Source organism: Saccharopolyspora sp. NPDC000995 (assembly GCF_053599315.1).
In genome coordinates this window covers 1-19,847 of record NZ_JBSFLZ010000129.1, presented here as the reverse complement: position 1 = coordinate 19,847, position 19,847 = coordinate 1, and the positions used below count along the sequence as shown (strand labels likewise).

Genomic DNA, 19,847 nt, shown 5'->3' with positions numbered 1-19,847 from the left:
ACAGTTTGACCTGGGATCAGGGCAAAGAAATGGCCCGGCACGCAGACTTCACCATCCGCAGCGGGATGCCTGTCTACTTCTGCGACCCTCACTCGCCGTGGCAACGCGGAAGCAACGAAAACACCAACGGACTGCTTCGTCAGTACTTCCCGAAGGGCACCGACTTGTCCTTGCATACTCAGGACGAACTTGATAAAGTAGCCGCGCAGCTAAATGGCAGGCCGCGTGAGACGTTGAAGTGGCGCAAGCCAATCGAAGTCTTCAACGATCTACTAGCGAGCCACATGTCGCCATGATCACTTGATTCCGCCGGGTGATTTTCGGCAACAATGTCGGCATGGCGCCGTGAAATCGAGTCATGCCAAAATTCGCCTTGAGCAGTCGTGGTTGGTTGACAACTCGTCGGATCAGCGGCGCTACCCTTTCACGTCACCGCCTGAGGTTCCGTCATGAGACTTCTGACCAAGCCGATCCAACTCCGTTTTCTAGGGAGTTAGCCCGCTTGCGGAAGCAGCGGATCGACTAGCCGGAAACCAACTGCTGCGACAGGGCATCAACCACAAGGCGTGACCTTTCAAATAAACGCGGCCAAGATCCAAGTGAGACGCGCTCAGCGGCTGGTATTGCAGTAGTCAGCGAGATCGCACGAATGCAGCCACGATTTGAGACGACTTCATAGCACATCGGGCAACCTCACCCACTCATCAGATCAACCACCAATCACTACTGGACACACAGGAGACCGTTCATGGTACCTCCGATTAGTGCGCGTGCGGGACGGGCGAATGCCGGCTTCCGCGTCGACGCAGACAGCACCTTTCTGGACTACGGCGTAAGCACCGCTGCCAGGCTCCTGAATGCAGCAGGGATGGATGCGGCGACCGGCGAAAGAGTGCTACGCGACATGATCAAGCCTTGGGGTGCATGTCCGATCGGCCGTCAGCCGAGCTGGTACTCCGATGTATGTGCCGATGGCTCTCCACTCGAATTCTCGGCCGGCTTCACAGATTCTGGTGTCGGTGAGGTCCGGGTATTGGCTGAAGCGATTCCGGCGATACCGGACCCAGTCACGGCTCAAATGGCGGCTCGGAAACTCACCCAAGTCCTGACGGAGAACCACGGTGCGGCGGCCGATAGACTCAATGCGGTAGCCGATCTATTTCTGCCGGAGAGGCCCTCTCCGGACTTCGCTATGATGCACGGGGTCATATTCAAAAAGGACAAGGCCCCCGAATTTAAGATCTATCTCAATCCGACAGTCGATGGCACGATGACCGCGTCTGAACGGGTTCGTTCGGCACTCGCCCGCTTAGGTCTGTCCCAAGCGTGGGCAGCTATCACTGACTACGCTCGGCGGGGATTTGACCTCGATCGGATAGTGTACTTCGGCCTCGACCTCAGCCACGAGCCCGGTGCCAGGATCAAGGTCTATTTTCGCCACTACGACATTACGTCGACCGAGCTGGACACGGCGATGGCTGCCGTCCAATCCCATCAGCCTGGAGCACTGGAACCGTTCTGCCGCAAATTGACCGGATTAGACGGAAGATTTTCGATCCAGCCTCTGGTTAGCTGCTTGACATTTACTAGTACGACCTGCCTCCCGGTGGCCGCGACAGCCTACGTGCCGCTGTGGACCTATGCGGACAATGATCAAGAGATCCACGACCGCGTTCGGCAAACTATGCTAGACGCCAGCCTACCGGCCGATCGTTACTCCTCCCTTCTGCACGAGATTGCCCGGCGCCCGCTGGACGAGGGCTGTGGCATCCACACCTACGCGTCACTTCTCACCCATCGCGCCAGTTATCGCATGGTCCTGTACTGGTCAGCTGAACTCTACGATCGGCGCCCGTCGCCACGCTACCAAGACAGGTGATCACGATGACAAACCCAACGGTCGACTCCCTGTTTGCGGACGCGAAAGTGAATCAAGAAGCACTTCGTCGCCGGTCGATGACCCGATGGGGCGCCAATCAACCAGATGTTATCCCGCTTACTGCGGCCGAGTCGGATTTTCCGGCTCCGCAGGTGGTGATTGACGCGATAACTGCTTTTCTCGAGGATGGTTATCTGCCATACACTCCACCCGATGGAATGCTTGAACTACGGGACCTGGTGGCGGTCGTCTCCGGCACACGTTATGGCATACGCGCAGAACCGGAGCAGGTTGTCGTAACCGCAGGTACGGCCGCGGCCATCTGGATCGCGACGCAGGCGCTGTGTCAGGCAGGCGACGAGTGCATCATCCTGGATCCCGTCGACCTGTTATTCGGGCAAGCCGTTGACGCCGCCGGAGCACGACGTGTGTACTGGCCCGTCGACAAGGTCACCGGACATCTCGATCCTGAGCAGCTCGAATCTCTGATAACACCACGGACCGCGCTTATTCTGCTATGTAACCCGCACAACCCGTTGGGCGTGTCTTTCCCCAGCGCAACTATGCACGCGATAGGGGAGATCGCAGCAAGGTATCGCATCCCAATCGTCTGCGACGAGGTATGGAATGAAATCGTCTACGAGCCGGCCCGGCACGTCAGTCTTTCCAGTATAAACACCGATCCTGCACTGCAAGTCTACACTTTAATCGGCCCGTCGAAGACATTTTCCCTGCCGGGGCTGCGAATCGGGTTCATCATTGCGCCTGACGCTACTGCCGCTCATCGTCTGCAGGCAACTACCCATCGGCTTGGCGCATCTCATTCTGTTACGCCACTAGCTCAACTAGCTACCATAGCGGCACTTCAGCACGGATGGCCTTGGAGGGACGCTTTCTTGCGTCACCTGCGACGAATGCGCGATCATTGCGTGGGACGGCTGAATTCTATTCCAGGAATTTCTTGTAGATCCCCTGACTCCACTTACGTCCTATTTCCCGACATCAGTGCATACGGGCTCTCTAGTAAGCAATTTGCCGACGCACTGCTGCAAACAGCACGTGTGGCGACCGTGCCCGGCACGGCAGAATGGTTCGGTCCGGGCGCCGAAGGAAATTTTCGTATCAGTTTCGCGACGTCCTACTCTGTCATCGATCAGGCGTTGGATCGAATCGAGCAGTTCGATGCTGGAGCGGCTCGCCGTTCGTCTTTGACATGAGCGACCTCGTGGCGAGGTTGTTGGGATTATCACAGCACTCAGCGTGATAATCCCGACAAACAGCAGACAGGCGAGGTCCTCGCGTCAGAGTTCGGGCATAAGCCCCAACTGTGTCAGAATATCCAGCTGGTCATAGTACAAACGCTGGGATGAAATGAGACCTTCCGTCACGAGAAATACTTCAGCGTAAGACAATTCGAAAACCTTGCCAGTTGGTGCGATTACCTGCCCGTTCGCGGAGACTAGATCGCCGGTATGCGTACCGCGGAAGATTCCTTCGTGAACTACGACCGAGCCTGCGACGTATTCACTGGTGATTTCAATACTGTTGTCTGGAGCTGCGCTGACCCAAATGTACATGAATTGCTTGATACTGTCCCGACCCCGCGCTTCTGTGCCACCTGGGGTGATAATCACGCCATCATCGCTGTAGCACTGTACATACGTTTCAACGTCATTTGATCGCCATGCCTGCATATTTCGATCAACGATTTCCTTAGGGTTGACCACGGAATTGCCTCCACTTATCTAATTTGCGCCAGCTATGGGTCTGACTCTAGGTTTCTTACGCTCAAACGAGCGACAGTAATCCCGGATGCAGAATGGCGTCCGAGTCGGGACTATATTGTAGCGGATATTCCGGGCGATGGATAGAGGGAAGGTGATGAGTGGCACGTGGGAAGCCTGCAGGAGTCCTATGCAGTGGACTCTATCAGACGTAGATCCGGTTGCCCAAAAAATGGCTCATTGAGCGCTGAGATGCTCAGGGATCAGGGCTCCCTGGGTATCTCAGCGTCCGATCACACTTGCCAACTGTCCATCACTACGCACAGCGACAAAGGCGGACACATATCGTGATCGTTTGATTATAGTTCCCACCTGTTGACTCTCGAAGAGTCTCAAAATTTCAGACCTTGGCCTTGCATGTGCGGAAGTAGCTCATCTAGTCTTATGTCATAGCTGCACGCGAGAACGGATGTCTCATGGACAAAATTGAGTTAGAATACCCACTGCCGCGTCTGTCTCCGTTGATTCCGCCGCTGGCGTACTCGAAACTACGCGATGAACCGCCTCGAATGGTCACGCTCAACACGAGCGGGCAACAAGTGTGGCTGATAACAAAATATGACGACGTGCGTGCGGTGCTTACCGATCGGCGCATGAGTTCCGATCACACGACCCCGAACTATCCGCGGCTGCTCCCGGTGCCGCCGATCCCTGGGATGATGTCCTTCCTGCGGATGGATGATCCGGATCATGCTCGTCTGCGTCGTCTGCTCTCCCCGGAATTTTCCGGTAAACGGGTCAATAATCTGCGCCCAGTCATCCAGGCTACTGTGGACAGGCTATTGGATGAAATGGAAAAAAGCCCGGCACCGGTGGACCTTGTCGACGCTGTCTCGCTGCCTATGCCGTCCTTGGTTATCTGTCAACTACTCGGCGTGCCCTTCGAAGACCATGACTTTTTTCAGGAGACCAGCAGCACTATAGTCTCTGCTGTCGCCGGTCCCGAAAAAGGTGCCACCGCACTCGAGGAAATGGGCGCGTATCTCGACGACCTTGTCAGTCGACGGGAGAAAGATCCGACCGATGATTTGCTCGGTCGTCTGGCTGCTCACGTCAAAAATGATGAACTCACTCACGACGAACTTGTCTCAATGATGCGGTTGTTGCTGATCGCGGGGCATGAGACCGTTGCCGGAGCTTTCAGCCTGAGTGTCTTCGCCCTTCTACAAGATGCCGACCAGCTGGCTATGCTAAAAGAAGATCCCAGCCTATTTAAGCCTGCTGTCGACGAGCTTCTGCGTTTCTTTACGGTTATTCAGGGTGACGGTCGAGTTGCCTCGGAAGATGTCGAGGTGGGTGGACAACTGATCTCCAAAGGGGACTCGGTAATATTCAGCCTGATGTCTGCCAATCATGACGAAAGCGTTTTCCCCGACGCGGCTACGATTGATTTACATCGTGACGCGCGGAGACATTTCGCATTCGGCCTCGGTGTTCATCAATGTATCGGCCAAGCGCTAGCCAGAGTTGAGTTGGAAATAGCTTTGGCAAGCCTATTCCGTCGTTTTCCCACATTGCGACTTGCGACCGAAATCGCGAATATTCCGTTTCGTAGCGACATGCTCGTCTATGGCGCGTACGAAATGCCGGTGACATGGTAGCTTGATTCAAGGGTGATGAAATGAAGATAAACGTTGATCGTAACCTTTGTTATGGCACCGGCAGGTGCGTGGAAACTTTGCCAGAAGTTTTCGATCAGGATCCACGCGATGGACTGGTGGTTTTACTTGTTGACAGCCCACAGGCGGTTGATGGCGATGACGTGCGTTTTGCTGCCCAATTCTGCCCTTCAGGTTGTATCTCGATAGAGAATGATGACCAGGTTTAATCAATAATTGTTCGACCTATCGAATTGGAATGGGCATCATGATCGGTGCTGCTCGTAGTGCCACTATTGTCGGCGCTGGCCAGGGAGGGCTTCACCTGGCGTATGGGTTAATGGCCAGCGGTTGGAAGGTTCGGCTCATCGCCGATCGCACCCCTAGCCAGTATATGAAGCTTGGCGCTTTATCCGGTCACATGCTACAACAACGTTCGATTGCCAAGGAGCGAGCCGCAGGTATCGATGTATATGATTCGTTGACCAGCAACTCAGCGTGCGGGGTGGACTTCGCCCTAAGTGCCAACGGCGTCGACATAGATATGCACTTCCAAGGCGACTTCGAGGCACCGGCCATAGCAGTGGACACGCGCTTGAAATGTTCACGCGCCCTGGAGACATTCATCCGTCGCAAGGGCAACGTGGTCTACCACTCCGCCAGCGTGAGGGACTTGGAAGAGTGGGCCGAGCAGGGCGATGCGGTGTTCGTCGCAACAGGTAGGGGAGCTCTGTCCGGTCTATTTGAACTGGACGAGGCTCGCACCGTCTACGAGAAGCCGCAACGAGAACTGCTGTTGCTTCTTGTTCGTGGAATACAGGTTCCCAGCGAGGAGAACGTCGGCCGTATCAAGTTCTGTTTCAACCCCGAACACGGCGAACTCTTCTATGGCCCGCAGGTCCATTTAACCAACACGCCGGTATACCAGGTGCTCATCGAGGCTCGTCCCGGCGGCGCGATGGACCGCTTCGCCGGGATCAGCGACGGAGAGCAGGCATTGAAGGTTGCTCAGTCGCTTTTTGGCGACTTCGCAGGTTGGGAGGCCGACAATGTCAGCGGCATGCGACTAGCTGATCCGAAGGCATGGCTGCGCGGAGCGGTGCGACCGCTCGTCCGTAAACCGGTCGCGACGCTGCCCAGCGGTCGGCCTGTCTTTGGAATCGGTGACGTGCTCATGGTTTTAGATCCTGCTGCGGGACAAGGAGGTAACGCCGCTGCCTGGGGGATCGACGACTTACTCAAGGGCCTGCGCGAACTGGATGACCCAGTAGTACGGCGGGATTGGTACGAGGACCGATTCGAACAGTTCTGGGAGCGCGAGGGGAGACATTTCTCGACGTTCTCGAACATGCTCATCGAGCCTCCGAACGAAGCAATTCAGACCCTATTTGAAGCGTCGTTGCGGTCCCGCGCGGTCGCGGACCGCTTGGTCTCGACCTTCGCGCATCCCAAGGTCCTGATGTCCTACGCTGACTCCGTCGAATCGGCCCAGCGTTTCGCTCGCGAAGCCGAACAGGGTGTTCGTCTGCAACCGCCTTTGTCGTCCTCGTGAAATGCCACCAGGCTGCTTAGAATTCCTAACAAAGGATTTTGATGTGTCGGTAGCAGATGATGCAGGTGGCCAGGCGGAGGAGCGCCTCGTGGGTGTCGTCGCGGCGCTCCCAGCGGATCCGCAGGCGTCGCATGCCGTGGTACCGCGCTATCGTGCGTTCGACGACCCACCTGATCGCACCGAGGCCGAAGCCGTGATCGGTTCCGCGCTCGGCGATATTCGGTTCGATTCCCTTGGCGCGCAACTCGCCCGGTATTGGTCGGAGTCGTAGGCGCGGTCGCCATAAAGCTCGTCGGGCCGGCAGGCGCGGGCGCCCGCGCCTGCCCCGCACCGGCGGGACCGCCTCGACCAGCGGGAGGAGTTGGGTGGCGTCATTTACCGCCGGTAAGGCTGAATTCCTTTGGGATGCCGCCGCCCTCGGTGATCACATGGTGTTTGGAGCCCGGCCGGCCGACCACTGGCACCTCGGCGTCATAGACAGTTCACATCGGGGCAGGGCTTTAGTTCGGCCTGAACAGGTGCGTGGAAGGCGGCGGTGGCGGAGTCGCCACCGGGGGTGTCGGAGGATGCTAGTTCAGCGGCGTCACTGGTTCGACTCTGCGCCCCCGGTGTTGCACTGGCCGCTGGCTTGGGGGAGTGGTCCTGCACCGGTTCCGCCTTCATGTCCTTCCAGAGGGAGGTGACAACCCCGATGGCGATGAGTAGGAACGGCGCCGAGCTGACAATAACCATTTGCTGCAAGGAATCCAGGCCACCAGCGGCCAACAGAGCGATCGCGGCAGCGCCGGTCACCGTGCCCCACAACGCCAGGACCCACGATGGTGGTTGTTCGGTGCCGCGGCTGGTCAACATGCCGAGCACGAACGTGTTGGCGTCGGCACCCGAGACGAAGAACAGCACGACGAGCAGGATTGTGATCACCGAGGTGACCGCCGGTAGCGGCAAGGACTGCAGGGTGGCGAAGAACGCGGAGTTCGCGTCGGTTGCGGCCGCTACCGCGATCTGGGTGGTTCCGGCCAGGTCGCTGTGGATCGCGGTGCCGCCGAAAGTGGTGAACCAGACCGAGAAGACCGCGCTCGGCACGAGCAGCACGCCCACGATGAACTCGCGCACTGTGCGCCCGCGGGAGATCCGGGCGAGGAAGACGCCCACGAACGCGGCCCACGACAGCCACCAGGCGAGCATGAAGTAGGTCCAGGACTGCATGAATTTGAGGTTGCCGTTGGCCGGGGTGATCAGACTCGTAGCGATCAGGTCGCTGATATAGCGGCCGACCGACTGCACGTAGAGGTCTGCCAGGTAGATGGTGGGGCCTACGACCAGGACGAACGCGAAAAGCATCGCGCCCAAGCCCATGCTCATCTCGGACAGGTAGCGGATCCCTCTCGCAACGCCTGTCAACGCTGATGCGGTGAACAGCAGGGTGATGATGGCGATGATTGCGAACTGCACGGCCAGGGAGTTGGGGAGTCCGAACAGAGCGGTGAAACCGCCGTTGATCTGCAGTGCGCCGAGTCCGAGCGAGGTCGTGGTCCCGAAGAGTGTCGCGATGATCGCGAACACGTCGATGGCCTTGCCGGCAGCGCCGTCGGCACGACGGCCGAGTAGTGGTCGAAACAGGGCGCTGACCAAGCCTGGTCGACCGCGGCGGAACATCGACCAGGCCATCGCCAGGCCAAACACGGCGAAGATGCCCCAGGCATGCAAGCCCCAGTCGAAGAACGAGAACTGCAGGGCGGTGACCGCGGCGCCAGGTGTCATCGACGTGACCAAGCCGTGCGGCGGCTCGGAGAGGTGGGAGATCGGTTCAGCGACGCCGTAGGAGATCAGGCCGATGCCCATCACAGCAGAGAGGATCATTGCGTACCAGGTGGGTCGGCGGAATGCCGGGCGTTCGTCGTCGCGACCCAGGCGCAGCCTCCCGTACCTGCTGCATGCCAGGAACACCAGGAACACCAGGAAGCCGAGCGACACCACCAGGTATGCCCAGCCGAAGCCGCGCGTGATGCCGTCGAGGGCTGCGGAACCCACCCGGGACAACGAGTCCCCGGCGGCGGCCCCCCACACCACGATCGCAAGGGTCAGGGTTAGCGATAGGTACAGGACGGAGCCGGGGCGCCGATGATCCGGCGGGGTGGCAGGGGAATCAGACATCGTTGTCTCCGTGAACTGAGGTCGAAAAGCAGCGCTGTGCGGCGCGACCGCGAGAGCGGCATGCGAGATGCAGGCCACCGTGGCATGCAAGAAAGCGGTGGTCAATACCGAGGTTCGGATCCGGCATGTTGATAGTGTCGAGAAGAAATCGTTGATGTATCCACTCTTTGCTGGTCCTGGCAGCCTTGTTCGAGTGAACCGTCGACGATCGGAGTGCCGCCTACCTAACTAATGTTGTATGCAAGAGATGCCCAGGTGTGGGGACTCGCCGGGGCCCGGTGCGGCATGATCGAAGGGCGTCAACGACCGGGAGAGCTGCTGTCGGAGCTGGCTCTGGCAGCTGAGTACGACGTCTCGCGCACTCCGGTCCGGGGAGGCGCTCAAGCAGCGGCGAAGTGAGAGGCTGGTTGAGGTCCGGCCCCTCAGGCGGCACGTTCGTCCGGTTTCCTGACCGGCGCGAAGTCGTGGAGCTGTTCGAGCTCGAAGAGATACTCGAAGGAGTGGCCAGGCGGCTGCTGGCCTGATGCGGTTGGGGCCAGACTGCGGATCGCAGCCTCATGTATTACGAACTCGGCCTTGCATCGACGCTGAAGGACATCGCGGCATAAGCCCGGTGTCTACTGTGCCAGGGACCCTCAGGCATCCTTCCGCGCAATGCCGAATCCTCATAGATCAGGTGTCAGCCCAATCTTGGACAGTCCCAACGTGGTGCGGACAACCCCTCCAGTCTCTCCCGCGACGGTGTCGTTGGATGTATCGGGACGGTCTGGAGGGGCGTTCGTCGTGGCCTTCGTTCAGTGCTTGGTGGTGGGCACGATCAGGTCTGTAGTCCTGCGAGGAGTGCTCGGCGGCTGGCGCGGACGTGTTCTCGCATGACTTGCTCGGCGCTGTCCCCGTCTTTCGCGATGATCAGTTCGAGGACGTTGTGGTGTTCGCGGTCCGACTGGTTCGGGCGACCGGGTTGGCTCAGCGACGTGGTGACCAGGCGCGAATATGCCAACTGGTTCATCAGGGTGCGGTAGTGGGCCTCGAGTTTGCGGTTGTCGGCGCCCACGATGATGAGATCGTGGAATTCCTCGACGAGCTCCGCGTATCGTTTTCGGTCGTCTGCGGCTACGGCGAGGTCGGCCTGCCTTAGGTTCTCTTCCAGCTGGTCTAGCTCGGGTACGCGTCCGCGGTGAGCGAGCAGTCTGGCCGCCGCTCCTTCGAGGAGCTCCTTCATCTCGAACAGTTCGGTGATCTCCCGCCGTGATGGGGCTGTGACGAAGGTGCCTACCCGGGGCCGGATCTCGACGAGGCCCTCGGTCTGGAGCTGCTTGAAGGTCTCGCGCACGGGGGTCCGGCTGACGTCGAACTCCTCTGCGAGCGCGAGTTCGGACAGGCTCATGCCCGGCTGTACTTCGCCGTCGATGATCCGGCGCCGAATCTCGGCGATCAGCCGGGCCTGGATCGAACCCGTGCTCGTACCGTTGTTGTTGCCGCCCACTGCATGTCTCCTTCTCACGCCTGCCGCCCGGGTCGAGATCCCGCCCCGGGAGGTTATGTGAGGGGGTCGAGCGCGCTTCCGTCGAAGAATCTACCCGCGCTGTACACCATGGGAGGAATGTCGGTGACCGTGGCATGCAGCACGCGGCAGATGAAAACGGTGTGCGTGCTTGCCTGTAGGCGCTCGCGGATCTCGACCTCCATCTGCGCCGCGCTGCGCTCGATCAGCGGGCTGCCGTGCGGGCCAGGTCTCCAGTCTAGCCCGGCGAACTTGTCCGCGGACTTGGTGGCGAAGGTGTTGACCACGTCGAGCTGTGCGGTGGAGAGGATGTTGATCGCGAGGTGGTCGGTCCGGAACAGGCAGTCGTGTGTGGACGACGTGTGCTGGACGGCGACCATCACCGTCGGAGGTTCGAGTGAGATGCTGGAGAACGCGTTTACCGCGAGCCCGCGGGGGGTGTCGTCGTCGAGTGCGGTGACGACGGTGACGCCGCTGACGAACCGGCGGTTGACCTGCTTCATCAGATCCAAGTCGGGCATGGTCATCGTGGTATTGCTCAGGCTGATGGTCATGGTGATCACCGGTCCTGGCCGACGGAGATGACTCCGAGCGCGGTCAGCAGGGCGCGCGGATCCCAGGTCACGGACTCCTCGACGATCAGTTCGCCATCGAACCGTGCGAAGGTCGCCCCGTTGACCGCAACCGAACGGCGGGTCGCTGGAACGCCGAGGAACGGATGGTTGTGCGAGCCAGCGCCGTGCCATCGGATGGCAGCGTGGTCGCCCTCGACGACGATCTCGTCGACGACAGTCGTCAGGTCGGGGAACGCGGACCGGGTGGACACGATGGACGCTTTGAACTGGTCGAGGCTGTGCTCCGCTCCGGCGCTTTCGAGCCGGCGGTAGTCGGGGCTGAGCAGCTCGTCGAGGGCGTTGACATCGCCGTGGTCCCATGCGGCTTCCCAGGTGCGCCGGATCCGGTCGCGTCGTGCTTCGTTGTCGGACATGCCGGTGTCTCCTTTCCACTAGGTGATCGGCGTGGGATGGGGGCTAAACCGTGTTTGCCGTTTCGGAGGTCCCGACGGTGGCGGAGTCTCTGGTCATGGGTTTCTTTGTGTGCCAGAGCGGAGGGAGGCGGTAGGTGGCGATGTAGGCGATCGCGGCCACTGCGAAGCCGACGAAGTAGGTGAGGTCGCCCCATCCGGGATGTGCCTTGGCCACGGGACCGACGTAGAACGACAGGTTCCAGAACAGCGAGGACACGGCCGTGCCGATGACCCAGGCGATGAAGCCCCATTCGAGGATCCTTCTGGAGTCGTACAGTTCCGCGATCCTGGCCCGGTCGTGGCGGTGACCGAGGACGTAGTCGAGCAGCAGGACCGCGCCGAACGGGGCGATCAGGTAAGCGCCGACGAACAGGAAGGTCTTGAACTTCGTTTCGAAGTCGTCATCGGCCCACAGACCGATGATGTAGGCGACGGTGCAGATCGCGATGACTGCGGTGCGCCTGCTGATCGGGATGCGCAGGGTCTGGACGGAGATCGCTCCGCCGTAGACGTTCAGGAAGTTCTGGGAGAACGACGAGATGAGGACGACGAGCAGCGCGGGAACGTGGAACGGGCCGGTGAGGCGGTACAGCGCCTCGATGGGGCTCTCCCCGGACGCCGCTGAGTTGCCGAGCAGTGCGCCGGCGATGCCCAGCCACGACAGGGACAGGAAGTTGCCCGCGAAAGTCCACAATCCGGTGGCGCGGTTGCCCTTGTCCTCGTCGGGGAGATAGCGGGAGTAGTCGGAGGCGAATGGCCACCACGCGATGAGGAACGAGAGGAAATAACCCGCGAATGTGATCCAGCCACCGACGCCGCCGATCCATCCGGAGGCGTGGGGGTTGGTCTGGAAGTCACCGGCCCCGCCACGGCTGACCGAGACCACCGTGATCATCAGAAACCCGAAGAACAGTACGACGGCGAGGATCCGCTCCAGGTAGTGGATCATGTTGTACCCGAAGACGGCGACCACTAGCTGTAGCACGACGAGCACCAGCGTGCCCAGCCAGTAGGGGACACCGGGAACCAGGGCCTTGAGCGCCTGACCGCCGAGGATGACCGTGACCGCGGCCCACCCGATTCCGGCGAAGACGTTGACGTACGCCACGGGGATGAAGTTGCCGAAGAAGCCGAGTGGACCGCGCGCCTGGATCTGTTGGGCGACGCCGAGGCGCCCGCCCATGCGGGACAGGATTCCCATGACGATGGCGCCCACCAGCGAGCCGGAGATGATGGCGGTGACCGCCGACGTCAGCGACAGTCCGAAGCTGGCCGCCACGAAGCCGAGGACCATGATCGGGAAGTTCAATCCCGCGGCGAACCAGATGAAGAACTGGGACACCGGCTTTCCGTGCCGCTCGGAGTCGGGGATGGCGTCAACGCCGTAGGGCTCTACCGCGGCGACCCGGTCGCGGTAGTGCAGGTCGGGTGCTTCCCCGTTTGGTGCAGCGGGGAAAGGGTCTTGGGACATCGGATCGCCTTTCGGCTGGGGCGGGAGGCGTCGTGGGGATGAGCGGGACGAAGGAAATGCCGTAAGTCGGTACCGCAATCTAGGCGGCCTGTGGCATGCAACAGAAAGTAGGATGGACCACACTTGTATGTCAACGGGTCGTCGCCGGCGAGCTTGTGGATGCTGGCGGCGCATCTCTGGACTGAAGCTTCCGATAGCCAGTCTACATCGTCATTTGCGTGATTTTGTCGTCTCCTTGGACGCCTGACAGCCAGGGTGGCTCCTTGGTGGAGTGCCCGACTGTTGACCCATGAAGCAGTGCGGGTTACGTTCTGTGGCATGCAAGAGGGAATGAAGGTCGACCAGATTGACCTGCGAAAGGTGGTCGTCTACCGGGAGGAGGTCGTCACAGAAGCCGGCGAGCGGCCGGCGACCCCCGCTGCGCAGGCCAGCGTCGCGGCGGTGCTGCGGAACCCTTGGCTTGGCACGGATCCGTCGCGGGACCTCTCGCCCGAGGTGTTGCGCGTCGCCCCGGGGCTCGCACGTGTCCTCACGGGCCACCTGATCGAGACCCTCGGCAGCGTCGACGCCATCGAGGCCTTCGGGAAGGCAGCTGTGGTGGGCAACGCCGGCGAGATCGAGCACGGGGGTGCGCTGATCCACACCCCGTATTTCGGCAACCTGATGCGCGAGTTCCTCGACGGCGAATCGATCATCTGCTTCGCCGACGCCCGCGCTGAGGCAGGTACGGCGCTGGTCGTTCCGCTGTGGCACAAGACCCACGCGGCAACTCGAAGCCACTACCAGACCGTTACCGCCCGCATCTCCGATGCGCCGCGGTCCGACGAGATCGTCATCATCGCCGCGGCCTCGACCGGGCCCCGCCCGCATCCTCGCATCGGGGACCGCACCACCGACCCCGCCGTCACCGCACAGAACCTGGAGCGTGCCCTGTCATGAACTTGCGCAAGATCGTCACCGTGGTCGAGGAGATCCGTGCAGAGGGCGGCCGTCCGGTCGAGCCCGCGGCACGCGTGGCCGTCGTGGCCGCCATCATCGAGAACCCTTGGAACGGACAGGGTTTCGTCGAAGATCTCGCGCCCGGAATCGACGCGACCGCCTCGGATCTGGGTGCCCTGCTGGCGCCCCGGGTGCTGGCCGCGCTCGGAGAGCCGGCCGAGGCCTACGGAAAGGCGGCCATCGTCGGGCTGGACGGCGAGGTCGAGCACGGCTCGGGGCTGATTCACACGCTGAAGTTCGGCGACCACTTCCGCAAGGCGGCCGACGCGACGACGCTGCTCCCCGCGGTCGAGAAGCGGGCCCCGGCCGGGGTCGTCTTCGACATCCCGCTCAAGCACATCACCGACGCGACGATCCGCTCGCACCACCAGACCGTCGAGGTCCGGATCGCTGATGCGCCGCACTCCGACGAGATCGTGGTGGCCCTCGCCGCGGCCTCCCAAGGACGTCCGCAGCAGCGCCTCGCCTCGCTTAAGACCGAGCAGTAGTCACCGATGGCCGCTCCGACACTCGTCCTCCTGCACGGGGTGGGGCTGGACCACACCGTGTGGGAGCCCGTCGCCGGGCTGCTTGGGGACAGCTTCCGGATCGTCGCGCCTGACCTGCCGGGCCACGGCGCTCGCCCGCCGGCGCCCGCTGGGACCATGCTCGCCGACCTGGCGGCCGGGGTGGTCGACGCGGTCCCACCCGGCTCGCACGTGGTGGGCTTCTCGCTCGGTGCGCTCGTGGCGCAGTACCTCGCGGTGCATCGCCCGGAGCTCGTCGCCACTGTGACCTCGGTCAGCTCCGTCTGCCGTCGCACCGAGGCAGAGCGCGCGGCCGTGCTGCGCCGACTGGATTTCGCCACGCAGGATCCCGAGGCGAGCACGGCGGCGTCGCTGCACCGCTGGTACGACGGCACCGACGTGCCGCAGGAGTGGATCCGTGCGACGGAGGCCGTGCTCTCGGCCAACGATCCGGACAGTTTCGTCAACTGCTACCGGGTTTTCGCGACCGGAGACGCCGACATCGCACCGCGCCTCGGCGACATCCGCGTGCCGTCGATGGCGGTCACCGGCGAACTCGACGCGGGTTCCACGCCGGAGATGACCCACCGCCTCGCGCAGGCGATCCCGGACTGCACCGCGGAGGTGATCCCGGGCGCTCGGCACATGCTCCCCATCCAGAAACCCCGCGAACTCGTCACCAGCGTGTCCGCATTCCTCAGAAGGTGCGCCCATGTCTGAGATCCGACGGCTCCACCACTTCATCGGCGGCGAGCCAACCCCATCGCACTCGGGTGAGTACTTCACCAGCACCAACCCCGCCACCGGCGAGGCGTTGTACGAGGCTGCGCGCGGCGACGCTCGCGATGTCGACGCCGCCGTACGAGCCGCCCGTGCTGCGTTCGACGATCCTCGGTGGCAGGCGCTGAGCCAGACGCGCCGTGGCCACTTGCTGCGCCGGCTCGGCGAACTGATCGGTGAGAACGCCGAGGAACTGGCCCGCTCGGAGAGCCTCGACAACGGAAAACTGTTGCGGGAAATGCGCGGTCAGCTCGCGACGCTGCCCGAGTACTACTACTATTACGCTGGTCTCGCGGACAAGATCCAGGGCGAGGTCATCCCCACGTCCGACCGCCGCATCCTCAACTACACGATGCGTGAGCCGCTGGGTGTGATCGGTGCGATCACGCCGTGGAACTCTCCGCTGACGCTCACCAGCAGCAAGCTCGCGCCGGCGCTGTGCGTGGGGAACACGGCGGTGATCAAGCCGTCCGAGTACACCTCGGCCACGGTGCTGCGCCTCGCCGAACTCGCCGTCGAGGCCGGTTTTCCGCCGGGGGCGGTCAACGTCGTCACCGGATTCGGCGCAGAGGCCGGGCAGTCACTCGTCGACCATCCGGTGCTCGCGAAGATCTCCTTCACCGGCAGCACCGCCACCGGATCGCGGATCGCGTCCGCGACGGCAGGCCGGTTCATTGGCTCCACGCTCGAATTGGGCGGGAAGTCGCCGAACATCGTGTTCGAGGACGCGAACGTCGTGAACGCGGCAACCGGCGTGGTAGCAGGGATTTTCGCGGCTGCGGGCCAGACGTGCATCGCCGGAAGCCGGGTGTTCGCGCACCGCTCGGTGTACGACGAGTTGCTCGAGCGAGTCAGCGAACGAGCTCGCAGCATCCGCATAGGCGATCCCCTCGCCGATGACACCGAGCTCGGCCCCCTCGCGTTCGAGGGCCAGCGGGACAAGGTCGCGTCCTATGTGGATCTGGGCCGCCGCGAAGGCGCGCGGGTGCTCACCGGTGGCCAGGCCAGCGATGGCGGCATGGGTGGATTCTTCTACGAGCCGACGGTCCTCGTCGACGTCGACAACGGGATGCGGGTCGTGCGTGAGGAGATCTTCGGCCCCGTAGCGGCGATCATGCCGTTCGACACCGAGGATGAGGTGGTCGCCCTCGCCAACGACTCGGAGTACGGCCTCGCCGCTGGCGTGTGGACAGCGAATCTCGCTCGTGCGCACCGGATGGCAGACCGGCTCGACGCAGGCACCGTCTGGGTCAACACCTACCGCGCCATGTCGCCGATGTCGCCCCGGCAGGGCTTCAAGAGCAGCGGCGTCGGCGTCGAGCACGGTGCCGAGACCATCAAGGAGTACACCAGGCTCAAGAGCGTCTGGATCAACACCGACGAGGGGCCCGTGCCGGACCCGTTCGTGATGCGGAGCTGAGATGCCCCACGTCGAAGTGACTCTCGCGCAGGGCCGTTCGGAGCAGCAGATTCGTTCGTTAATGACCGCCGTGCACGAGGCGGTGCTCGCCACCGTCGGCACCCGGCCCGATCACATCCGCGTCATCGTCCGCGAAGTACCCAGGACCCACTGGGCCACAGGTGATCTGACCATCGACGAGATGACCGAAACACCACCGAAGGAGTAGTCATGAGGTTCTCCCTCTTCGTCCACATGGAACGCTGGGACGAGCAGACCACTCACCGCGAGCAGTTCGAGAACCTGGCCGAGTTGGCGCTCATGGCTGAGGCGGGGGGATTCGGCACCGTCTGGGTCGGCGAACACCACGCCATGGAGTACACGATCTCGCCGAGCCCCATGCCGGTGCTCTCATACCTCGCGGCCAAGACCAGCACGATCCGGCTCGGCGCGGGCACCCTGATCGCTCCTTTCTGGAATCCCATCCGCGCGGCAGGTGAGTGCGCGCTGCTCGACGTCATCAGCAATGGGCGCATGGAGGTGGGGCTTGCTCGGGGCGCTTACCAGATCGAGTTCGACCGCCTCGTGCCGGGAGTGAAGGCCTCCGACGGAGGCAAGCACCTCCGGGAGCTCGTCCCCGCGGTGCGCGCCTTGTGGCAGGGCGACTACGCCCACGACGGGGAGATCTGGCAGTTCCCGACCTCCACCAGCGTCCCGAAGCCCGTCCAGCAGCCGACGCCACCCATATGGATCGCGGCGCGAGACCCCGCATCGCACGACTTCGCGGTTGAGCAAGGCTGCAACGTGATGGTCACCCCGCTGATGAAGGGCTTCGAGGAAGTCGCCGATCTCAAGGCGAAGTTCGACACCGCCGTGGCGAACCACCCGGAAGTGGCCAAGCCAGAGATCATGGTGTTGCGCCACACATACGTGCACTCGCCGGATGAACCCGAGGGCTGGCGGCCTGCGGCCGAGGCGATCTCGAAGTTCTACCGCACCTTCGACGCGTGGTTCGGCAACAAGACCGTTCCCGCCAACGGTTTCCTCGAGCCGAGCCCGGAGTCGAAGTTCGCCGATCGGCCCGAGTTCGAGCCCGAATCGCTGCACCAGACCGCGATGATCGGCACCCCGGCGGAGGTCATCGCCAAGCTCAAGGAGTACGAAGCGCTCGGCATCGACGAGTTCAGCTTCTGGACCGATAACAGCATGTCCCACGCCGAGAAACGGGAGTCCCTGCGGCGCTTCATCGAAGAAGTGGTCCCAGCGTTCAACTAACAGGAGCCGCGACTGCACTCGATCCATCGCCTCACAACCGTGAAGCGACCGAGTGCGCCTCTGCCGGCTGACCTCACCGCAATCTGAATGGATCCCATGATGACGTCGTTGCTCGATCGCAGTGTTTTCCGCGTTCAAGCGGCATTGTCGACGATCGCCGAAGGGCGCCCGGTAGTCGTGGTCGACGACTTCGACCGAGAGAACGAAGGCGACCTCATTTTCGCCGCGGAGCAGGCGACTCCGGAGCTCGTGGCGTTCATGGTGAGGCACACATCAGGTTTCGTTTGCGTTGCTCTGACCGAACCGGACTGCGTTCGGCTCAACCTGCCACCCATGCATCATGACAACGACGATCCGTATCGGACGGCCTATTGCGTCGCTGTTGATCTCTGTGACAATGGCACCGGAATCTCTGCCAGAGCTCGATCCCGGACGATCGCAGGTCTCGGCGACCCGACGATGACCGCGGACGATTTCCAGCGACCAGGACACGTGGTTCCGTTGCGTGCGCGGGAAGATGGGGTGCTCGCCCGCCGAGGACATACCGAGGCCGCTGTCGACCTCGCACGTCTGGCAGGCCTGCAGCCGGCGGGTGCGCTCTGCGAGATCGTCTCCACCGAACAGGTCGGCGCGATGGCGCGGGGCCCCGAGCTGCAACGCTTCGCCGCCGAGCATGACCTCGTTCTGATCTCCATCGATGATCTCGTCCGCTATCGGCAGCGCATGGAACCTCTCGTGCAACGGGTGGTGTCGACCTCGCTTCCTACCGAGCACGGACGTTTTCAGGTCGTTGGGTACTCAGGGCGGGACCAGGTAGAGCACCTGGCGCTCATCGCAGGGGACCCGCATCGGATCAGCGCAACCACGCCCGTGCACGTCCACCACGAATGCCTCACCGGCGATGTTCTACGCGGGCAGGTGTGCCGGTGTGGCAGCGACCTCAACGACGCGATGCACCGGTTCGCATCCCGGGGAGACGGCGTTGTGGTGTACCTGCGAAGTGGTGCGCGGGTGTGTGGCTCACACGCCGGTGATCTGTCGCCGATAGCCGAAGGGATAATGGCTGATCTCGAGGCGCAAGGTCGCATCGCGACCACGGACGCAGCGTGGCACAGCACGGAGCCTGCGAATGTGACGTCACATTCACAGTTGCCGTGCACGGTCGGGGCTGCCCAGGGCTTGGTTGGCACCTGATGCGTGAGGTGTCGGTCTCGCTCGGAAGGACGTCATTGCGCCCGAGCGCTGTCTCCAGAAGTTCCGCGACGATGCGGTAGCGGTCGCCTGTGGTGGCGAGGCTCCGTTGAAGTCACCCTTTTCCTTGCTGTAAAAGAACGGTGATCGTCGTTTTGCCGACGCCGCCTTTTTGATTGGCGATAACGGGCACTTTGGCCATGTTGAATGCTCCGCGATTCCCTCTCGGTACTTCGGATCACCGCGAAGCCTCTCACGACGATCAGTCGCCCCAGTGCATCGCCACAGCCAAAGTGGTGGAAACCGCGTTTCCACACCATCTGCACGTCATCCCGGAGCCGGGTGGCTAAAGCGGTCTGGCTGGAAACGCGGTTTCCAAGCGGGCCCCGACTCACCACAGCCCGCCGCGAGCGCGGCGGCGACCTCGGCCACTACGACGGTGGCATCACGTCCGTGCTGGCAGGCATAGTCGGTTCTCACGCCGTGGACCTCGGCGGCCTCGGTGGGTCTCCACCCGGATCGGCCAACCACGTCCGGACATCCACGGCCAACGGCCAGAACTCGCGAATCCGCTGTAGGGCGTCGAGGTGATCGTTCAGGCCGCCGCCGAGACCGAGTTCTGGGCCTGCGCACGGCCTCGGCGGCTTTCGTGCGCAGCGGCCAGGCTGGCTCGGCAGGTCCGGATGACCTGCCGTTTATTGTAGGTTTTTCAACCAAATTAACAACAT

The 19,847-nt window shown here is 62.2% G+C and carries 21 protein-coding genes and 1 pseudogene; 15 read left to right on the top strand and 7 right to left on the bottom strand.

Features of this window, described 5'->3' with window-relative positions:
• The 3 genes from ACWDKQ_RS29830 to ACWDKQ_RS29820 all read left to right on the top strand — a co-directional run.
• Window positions 1-296 (top strand): IS30 family transposase (locus tag ACWDKQ_RS29830; protein WP_450142100.1); only part of this gene is annotated, 296 nt, incomplete at its 5' end.
• Between the two features lie 452 nt (window positions 297-748).
• Entirely contained in the window at window positions 749-1,879 is a 1,131-nt protein-coding gene (locus tag ACWDKQ_RS29825) for a tryptophan dimethylallyltransferase family protein (protein WP_450142099.1), read from the top strand.
• Window positions 1,880-1,884: 5 nt separating this feature from the next.
• Entirely contained in the window at window positions 1,885-3,096 is a 1,212-nt protein-coding gene (locus ACWDKQ_RS29820) for a pyridoxal phosphate-dependent aminotransferase (RefSeq protein WP_450142098.1), read from the top strand.
• Window positions 3,097-3,180: 84 nt separating this feature from the next.
• On the opposite strand, the gene ACWDKQ_RS29815 is transcribed toward ACWDKQ_RS29820, so the two are convergent.
• Window positions 3,181-3,606 carry an ester cyclase gene (locus tag ACWDKQ_RS29815; RefSeq protein WP_450142097.1) on the bottom strand — a complete coding sequence of 142 codons (426 nt, stop codon included), beginning with the start codon at window positions 3,604-3,606 and terminating at the stop codon, window positions 3,181-3,183.
• Between the two features lie 473 nt (window positions 3,607-4,079).
• Here ACWDKQ_RS29815 and ACWDKQ_RS29810 point away from each other — a divergent pair, with 473 nt between their 5' ends.
• From ACWDKQ_RS29810 to ACWDKQ_RS29800, 3 genes are read left to right on the top strand one after another with little or no spacing between them, the layout of a single operon-like run.
• A complete protein-coding gene (locus ACWDKQ_RS29810) occupies window positions 4,080-5,264 on the top strand; it encodes a cytochrome P450 (protein WP_450142096.1) in 1,185 nt (394 codons plus the stop codon).
• 20 nt (window positions 5,265-5,284) lie between these two features.
• The gene (locus ACWDKQ_RS29805) at window positions 5,285-5,491 is read left to right on the top strand and encodes a ferredoxin (protein WP_450142095.1); all 207 of its coding nucleotides are present in this window, start codon (window positions 5,285-5,287) and stop codon (window positions 5,489-5,491) included.
• A 29-nt stretch (window positions 5,492-5,520) separates the two neighbouring features.
• Window positions 5,521-6,813 carry a styrene monooxygenase/indole monooxygenase family protein gene (locus tag ACWDKQ_RS29800; RefSeq protein WP_450142094.1) on the top strand — a complete coding sequence of 431 codons (1,293 nt, stop codon included), beginning with the start codon at window positions 5,521-5,523 and terminating at the stop codon, window positions 6,811-6,813.
• 25 nt (window positions 6,814-6,838) lie between these two features.
• On the opposite strand, the pseudogene ACWDKQ_RS29795 reads toward ACWDKQ_RS29800, so the two are convergent.
• Both ACWDKQ_RS29795 and ACWDKQ_RS29790 read right to left on the bottom strand, forming a co-directional pair.
• Window positions 6,839-7,265: pseudogene (locus tag ACWDKQ_RS29795) on the bottom strand (transposase); the annotation flags it as partial.
• A gap of 19 nt (window positions 7,266-7,284) precedes the next feature.
• Window positions 7,285-8,967 carry a BCCT family transporter gene (locus ACWDKQ_RS29790; protein WP_450142093.1) on the bottom strand — a complete coding sequence of 561 codons (1,683 nt, stop codon included), beginning with the start codon at window positions 8,965-8,967 and terminating at the stop codon, window positions 7,285-7,287.
• Window positions 8,968-9,198: 231 nt separating this feature from the next.
• Between ACWDKQ_RS29790 and ACWDKQ_RS29785 the strand changes: the two genes are divergently transcribed.
• Window positions 9,199-9,366: a GntR family transcriptional regulator gene (locus ACWDKQ_RS29785; RefSeq protein ID WP_450142092.1), complete on the top strand. Its 168-nt coding sequence runs from the start codon at window positions 9,199-9,201 to the stop codon at window positions 9,364-9,366.
• Complete coding sequence (locus tag ACWDKQ_RS29780) at window positions 9,363-9,491, top strand: hypothetical protein (RefSeq protein ID WP_450142091.1); 129 nt, start codon at window positions 9,363-9,365, stop codon at window positions 9,489-9,491. Before ACWDKQ_RS29785 ends, ACWDKQ_RS29780 begins: the two co-directional genes overlap by 4 nt.
• A 293-nt stretch (window positions 9,492-9,784) precedes the next feature.
• Here the strand turns inward: ACWDKQ_RS29780 and ACWDKQ_RS29775 are convergent, their stop codons facing one another.
• The 4 genes from ACWDKQ_RS29775 to ACWDKQ_RS29760 are packed head-to-tail and all read right to left on the bottom strand — an operon-like array spanning window position 9,785 to window position 12,969.
• A complete protein-coding gene (locus ACWDKQ_RS29775) occupies window positions 9,785-10,453 on the bottom strand; it encodes a GntR family transcriptional regulator (protein ID WP_450142090.1) in 669 nt (222 codons plus the stop codon).
• Between the two features lie 53 nt (window positions 10,454-10,506).
• Window positions 10,507-11,025 (bottom strand): flavin reductase family protein, encoded by a 519-nt coding sequence (locus ACWDKQ_RS29770; protein ID WP_450142089.1) that lies wholly within the window; start codon window positions 11,023-11,025, stop codon window positions 10,507-10,509.
• A gap of 5 nt (window positions 11,026-11,030) precedes the next feature.
• On the bottom strand, window positions 11,031-11,459 hold the full coding sequence (locus ACWDKQ_RS29765) for an ester cyclase (protein ID WP_450142088.1): 429 nt from the start codon (window positions 11,457-11,459) through the stop codon (window positions 11,031-11,033).
• A 43-nt stretch (window positions 11,460-11,502) separates the two neighbouring features.
• Window positions 11,503-12,969, bottom strand: a complete 1,467-nt coding sequence (locus tag ACWDKQ_RS29760) for a purine-cytosine permease family protein (RefSeq protein ID WP_450142087.1) — start codon at window positions 12,967-12,969, stop codon at window positions 11,503-11,505.
• Window positions 12,970-13,287: 318 nt separating this feature from the next.
• Here ACWDKQ_RS29760 and ACWDKQ_RS29755 point away from each other — a divergent pair, with 318 nt between their 5' ends.
• The 7 genes from ACWDKQ_RS29755 (at window position 13,288) to ribB (ending at window position 19,122) form a co-directional block, all read left to right on the top strand.
• On the top strand, window positions 13,288-13,908 hold the full coding sequence (locus ACWDKQ_RS29755) for an amino acid synthesis family protein (protein ID WP_450142086.1): 621 nt from the start codon (window positions 13,288-13,290) through the stop codon (window positions 13,906-13,908).
• Window positions 13,905-14,456, top strand: a complete 552-nt coding sequence (locus tag ACWDKQ_RS29750) for an amino acid synthesis family protein (RefSeq protein ID WP_450142085.1) — start codon at window positions 13,905-13,907, stop codon at window positions 14,454-14,456. Before ACWDKQ_RS29755 ends, ACWDKQ_RS29750 begins: the two co-directional genes overlap by 4 nt.
• Before the next feature lie 6 nt (window positions 14,457-14,462).
• Entirely contained in the window at window positions 14,463-15,194 is a 732-nt protein-coding gene (locus tag ACWDKQ_RS29745; RefSeq protein WP_450142084.1) for an alpha/beta fold hydrolase, read from the top strand.
• Window positions 15,187-16,674 (top strand): aldehyde dehydrogenase, encoded by a 1,488-nt coding sequence (locus tag ACWDKQ_RS29740; protein ID WP_450142083.1) that lies wholly within the window; start codon window positions 15,187-15,189, stop codon window positions 16,672-16,674. The genes ACWDKQ_RS29745 and ACWDKQ_RS29740 overlap by 8 nt, the downstream gene beginning before the upstream one ends.
• Window position 16,675: 1 nt before the next feature.
• Complete coding sequence (locus ACWDKQ_RS29735; RefSeq protein WP_450142082.1) at window positions 16,676-16,882, top strand: tautomerase family protein; 207 nt, start codon at window positions 16,676-16,678, stop codon at window positions 16,880-16,882.
• Between the two features lie 2 nt (window positions 16,883-16,884).
• The gene (locus ACWDKQ_RS29730) at window positions 16,885-17,928 is read left to right on the top strand and encodes an LLM class flavin-dependent oxidoreductase (protein ID WP_450142081.1); all 1,044 of its coding nucleotides are present in this window, start codon (window positions 16,885-16,887) and stop codon (window positions 17,926-17,928) included.
• An 87-nt stretch (window positions 17,929-18,015) separates the two neighbouring features.
• Window positions 18,016-19,122, top strand: coding sequence for a 3,4-dihydroxy-2-butanone-4-phosphate synthase (ribB, locus tag ACWDKQ_RS29725; RefSeq protein WP_450142080.1), 1,107 nt, complete (start codon window positions 18,016-18,018; stop codon window positions 19,120-19,122).
• The last annotated feature ends 725 nt before the right edge of the window (window positions 19,123-19,847 follow it).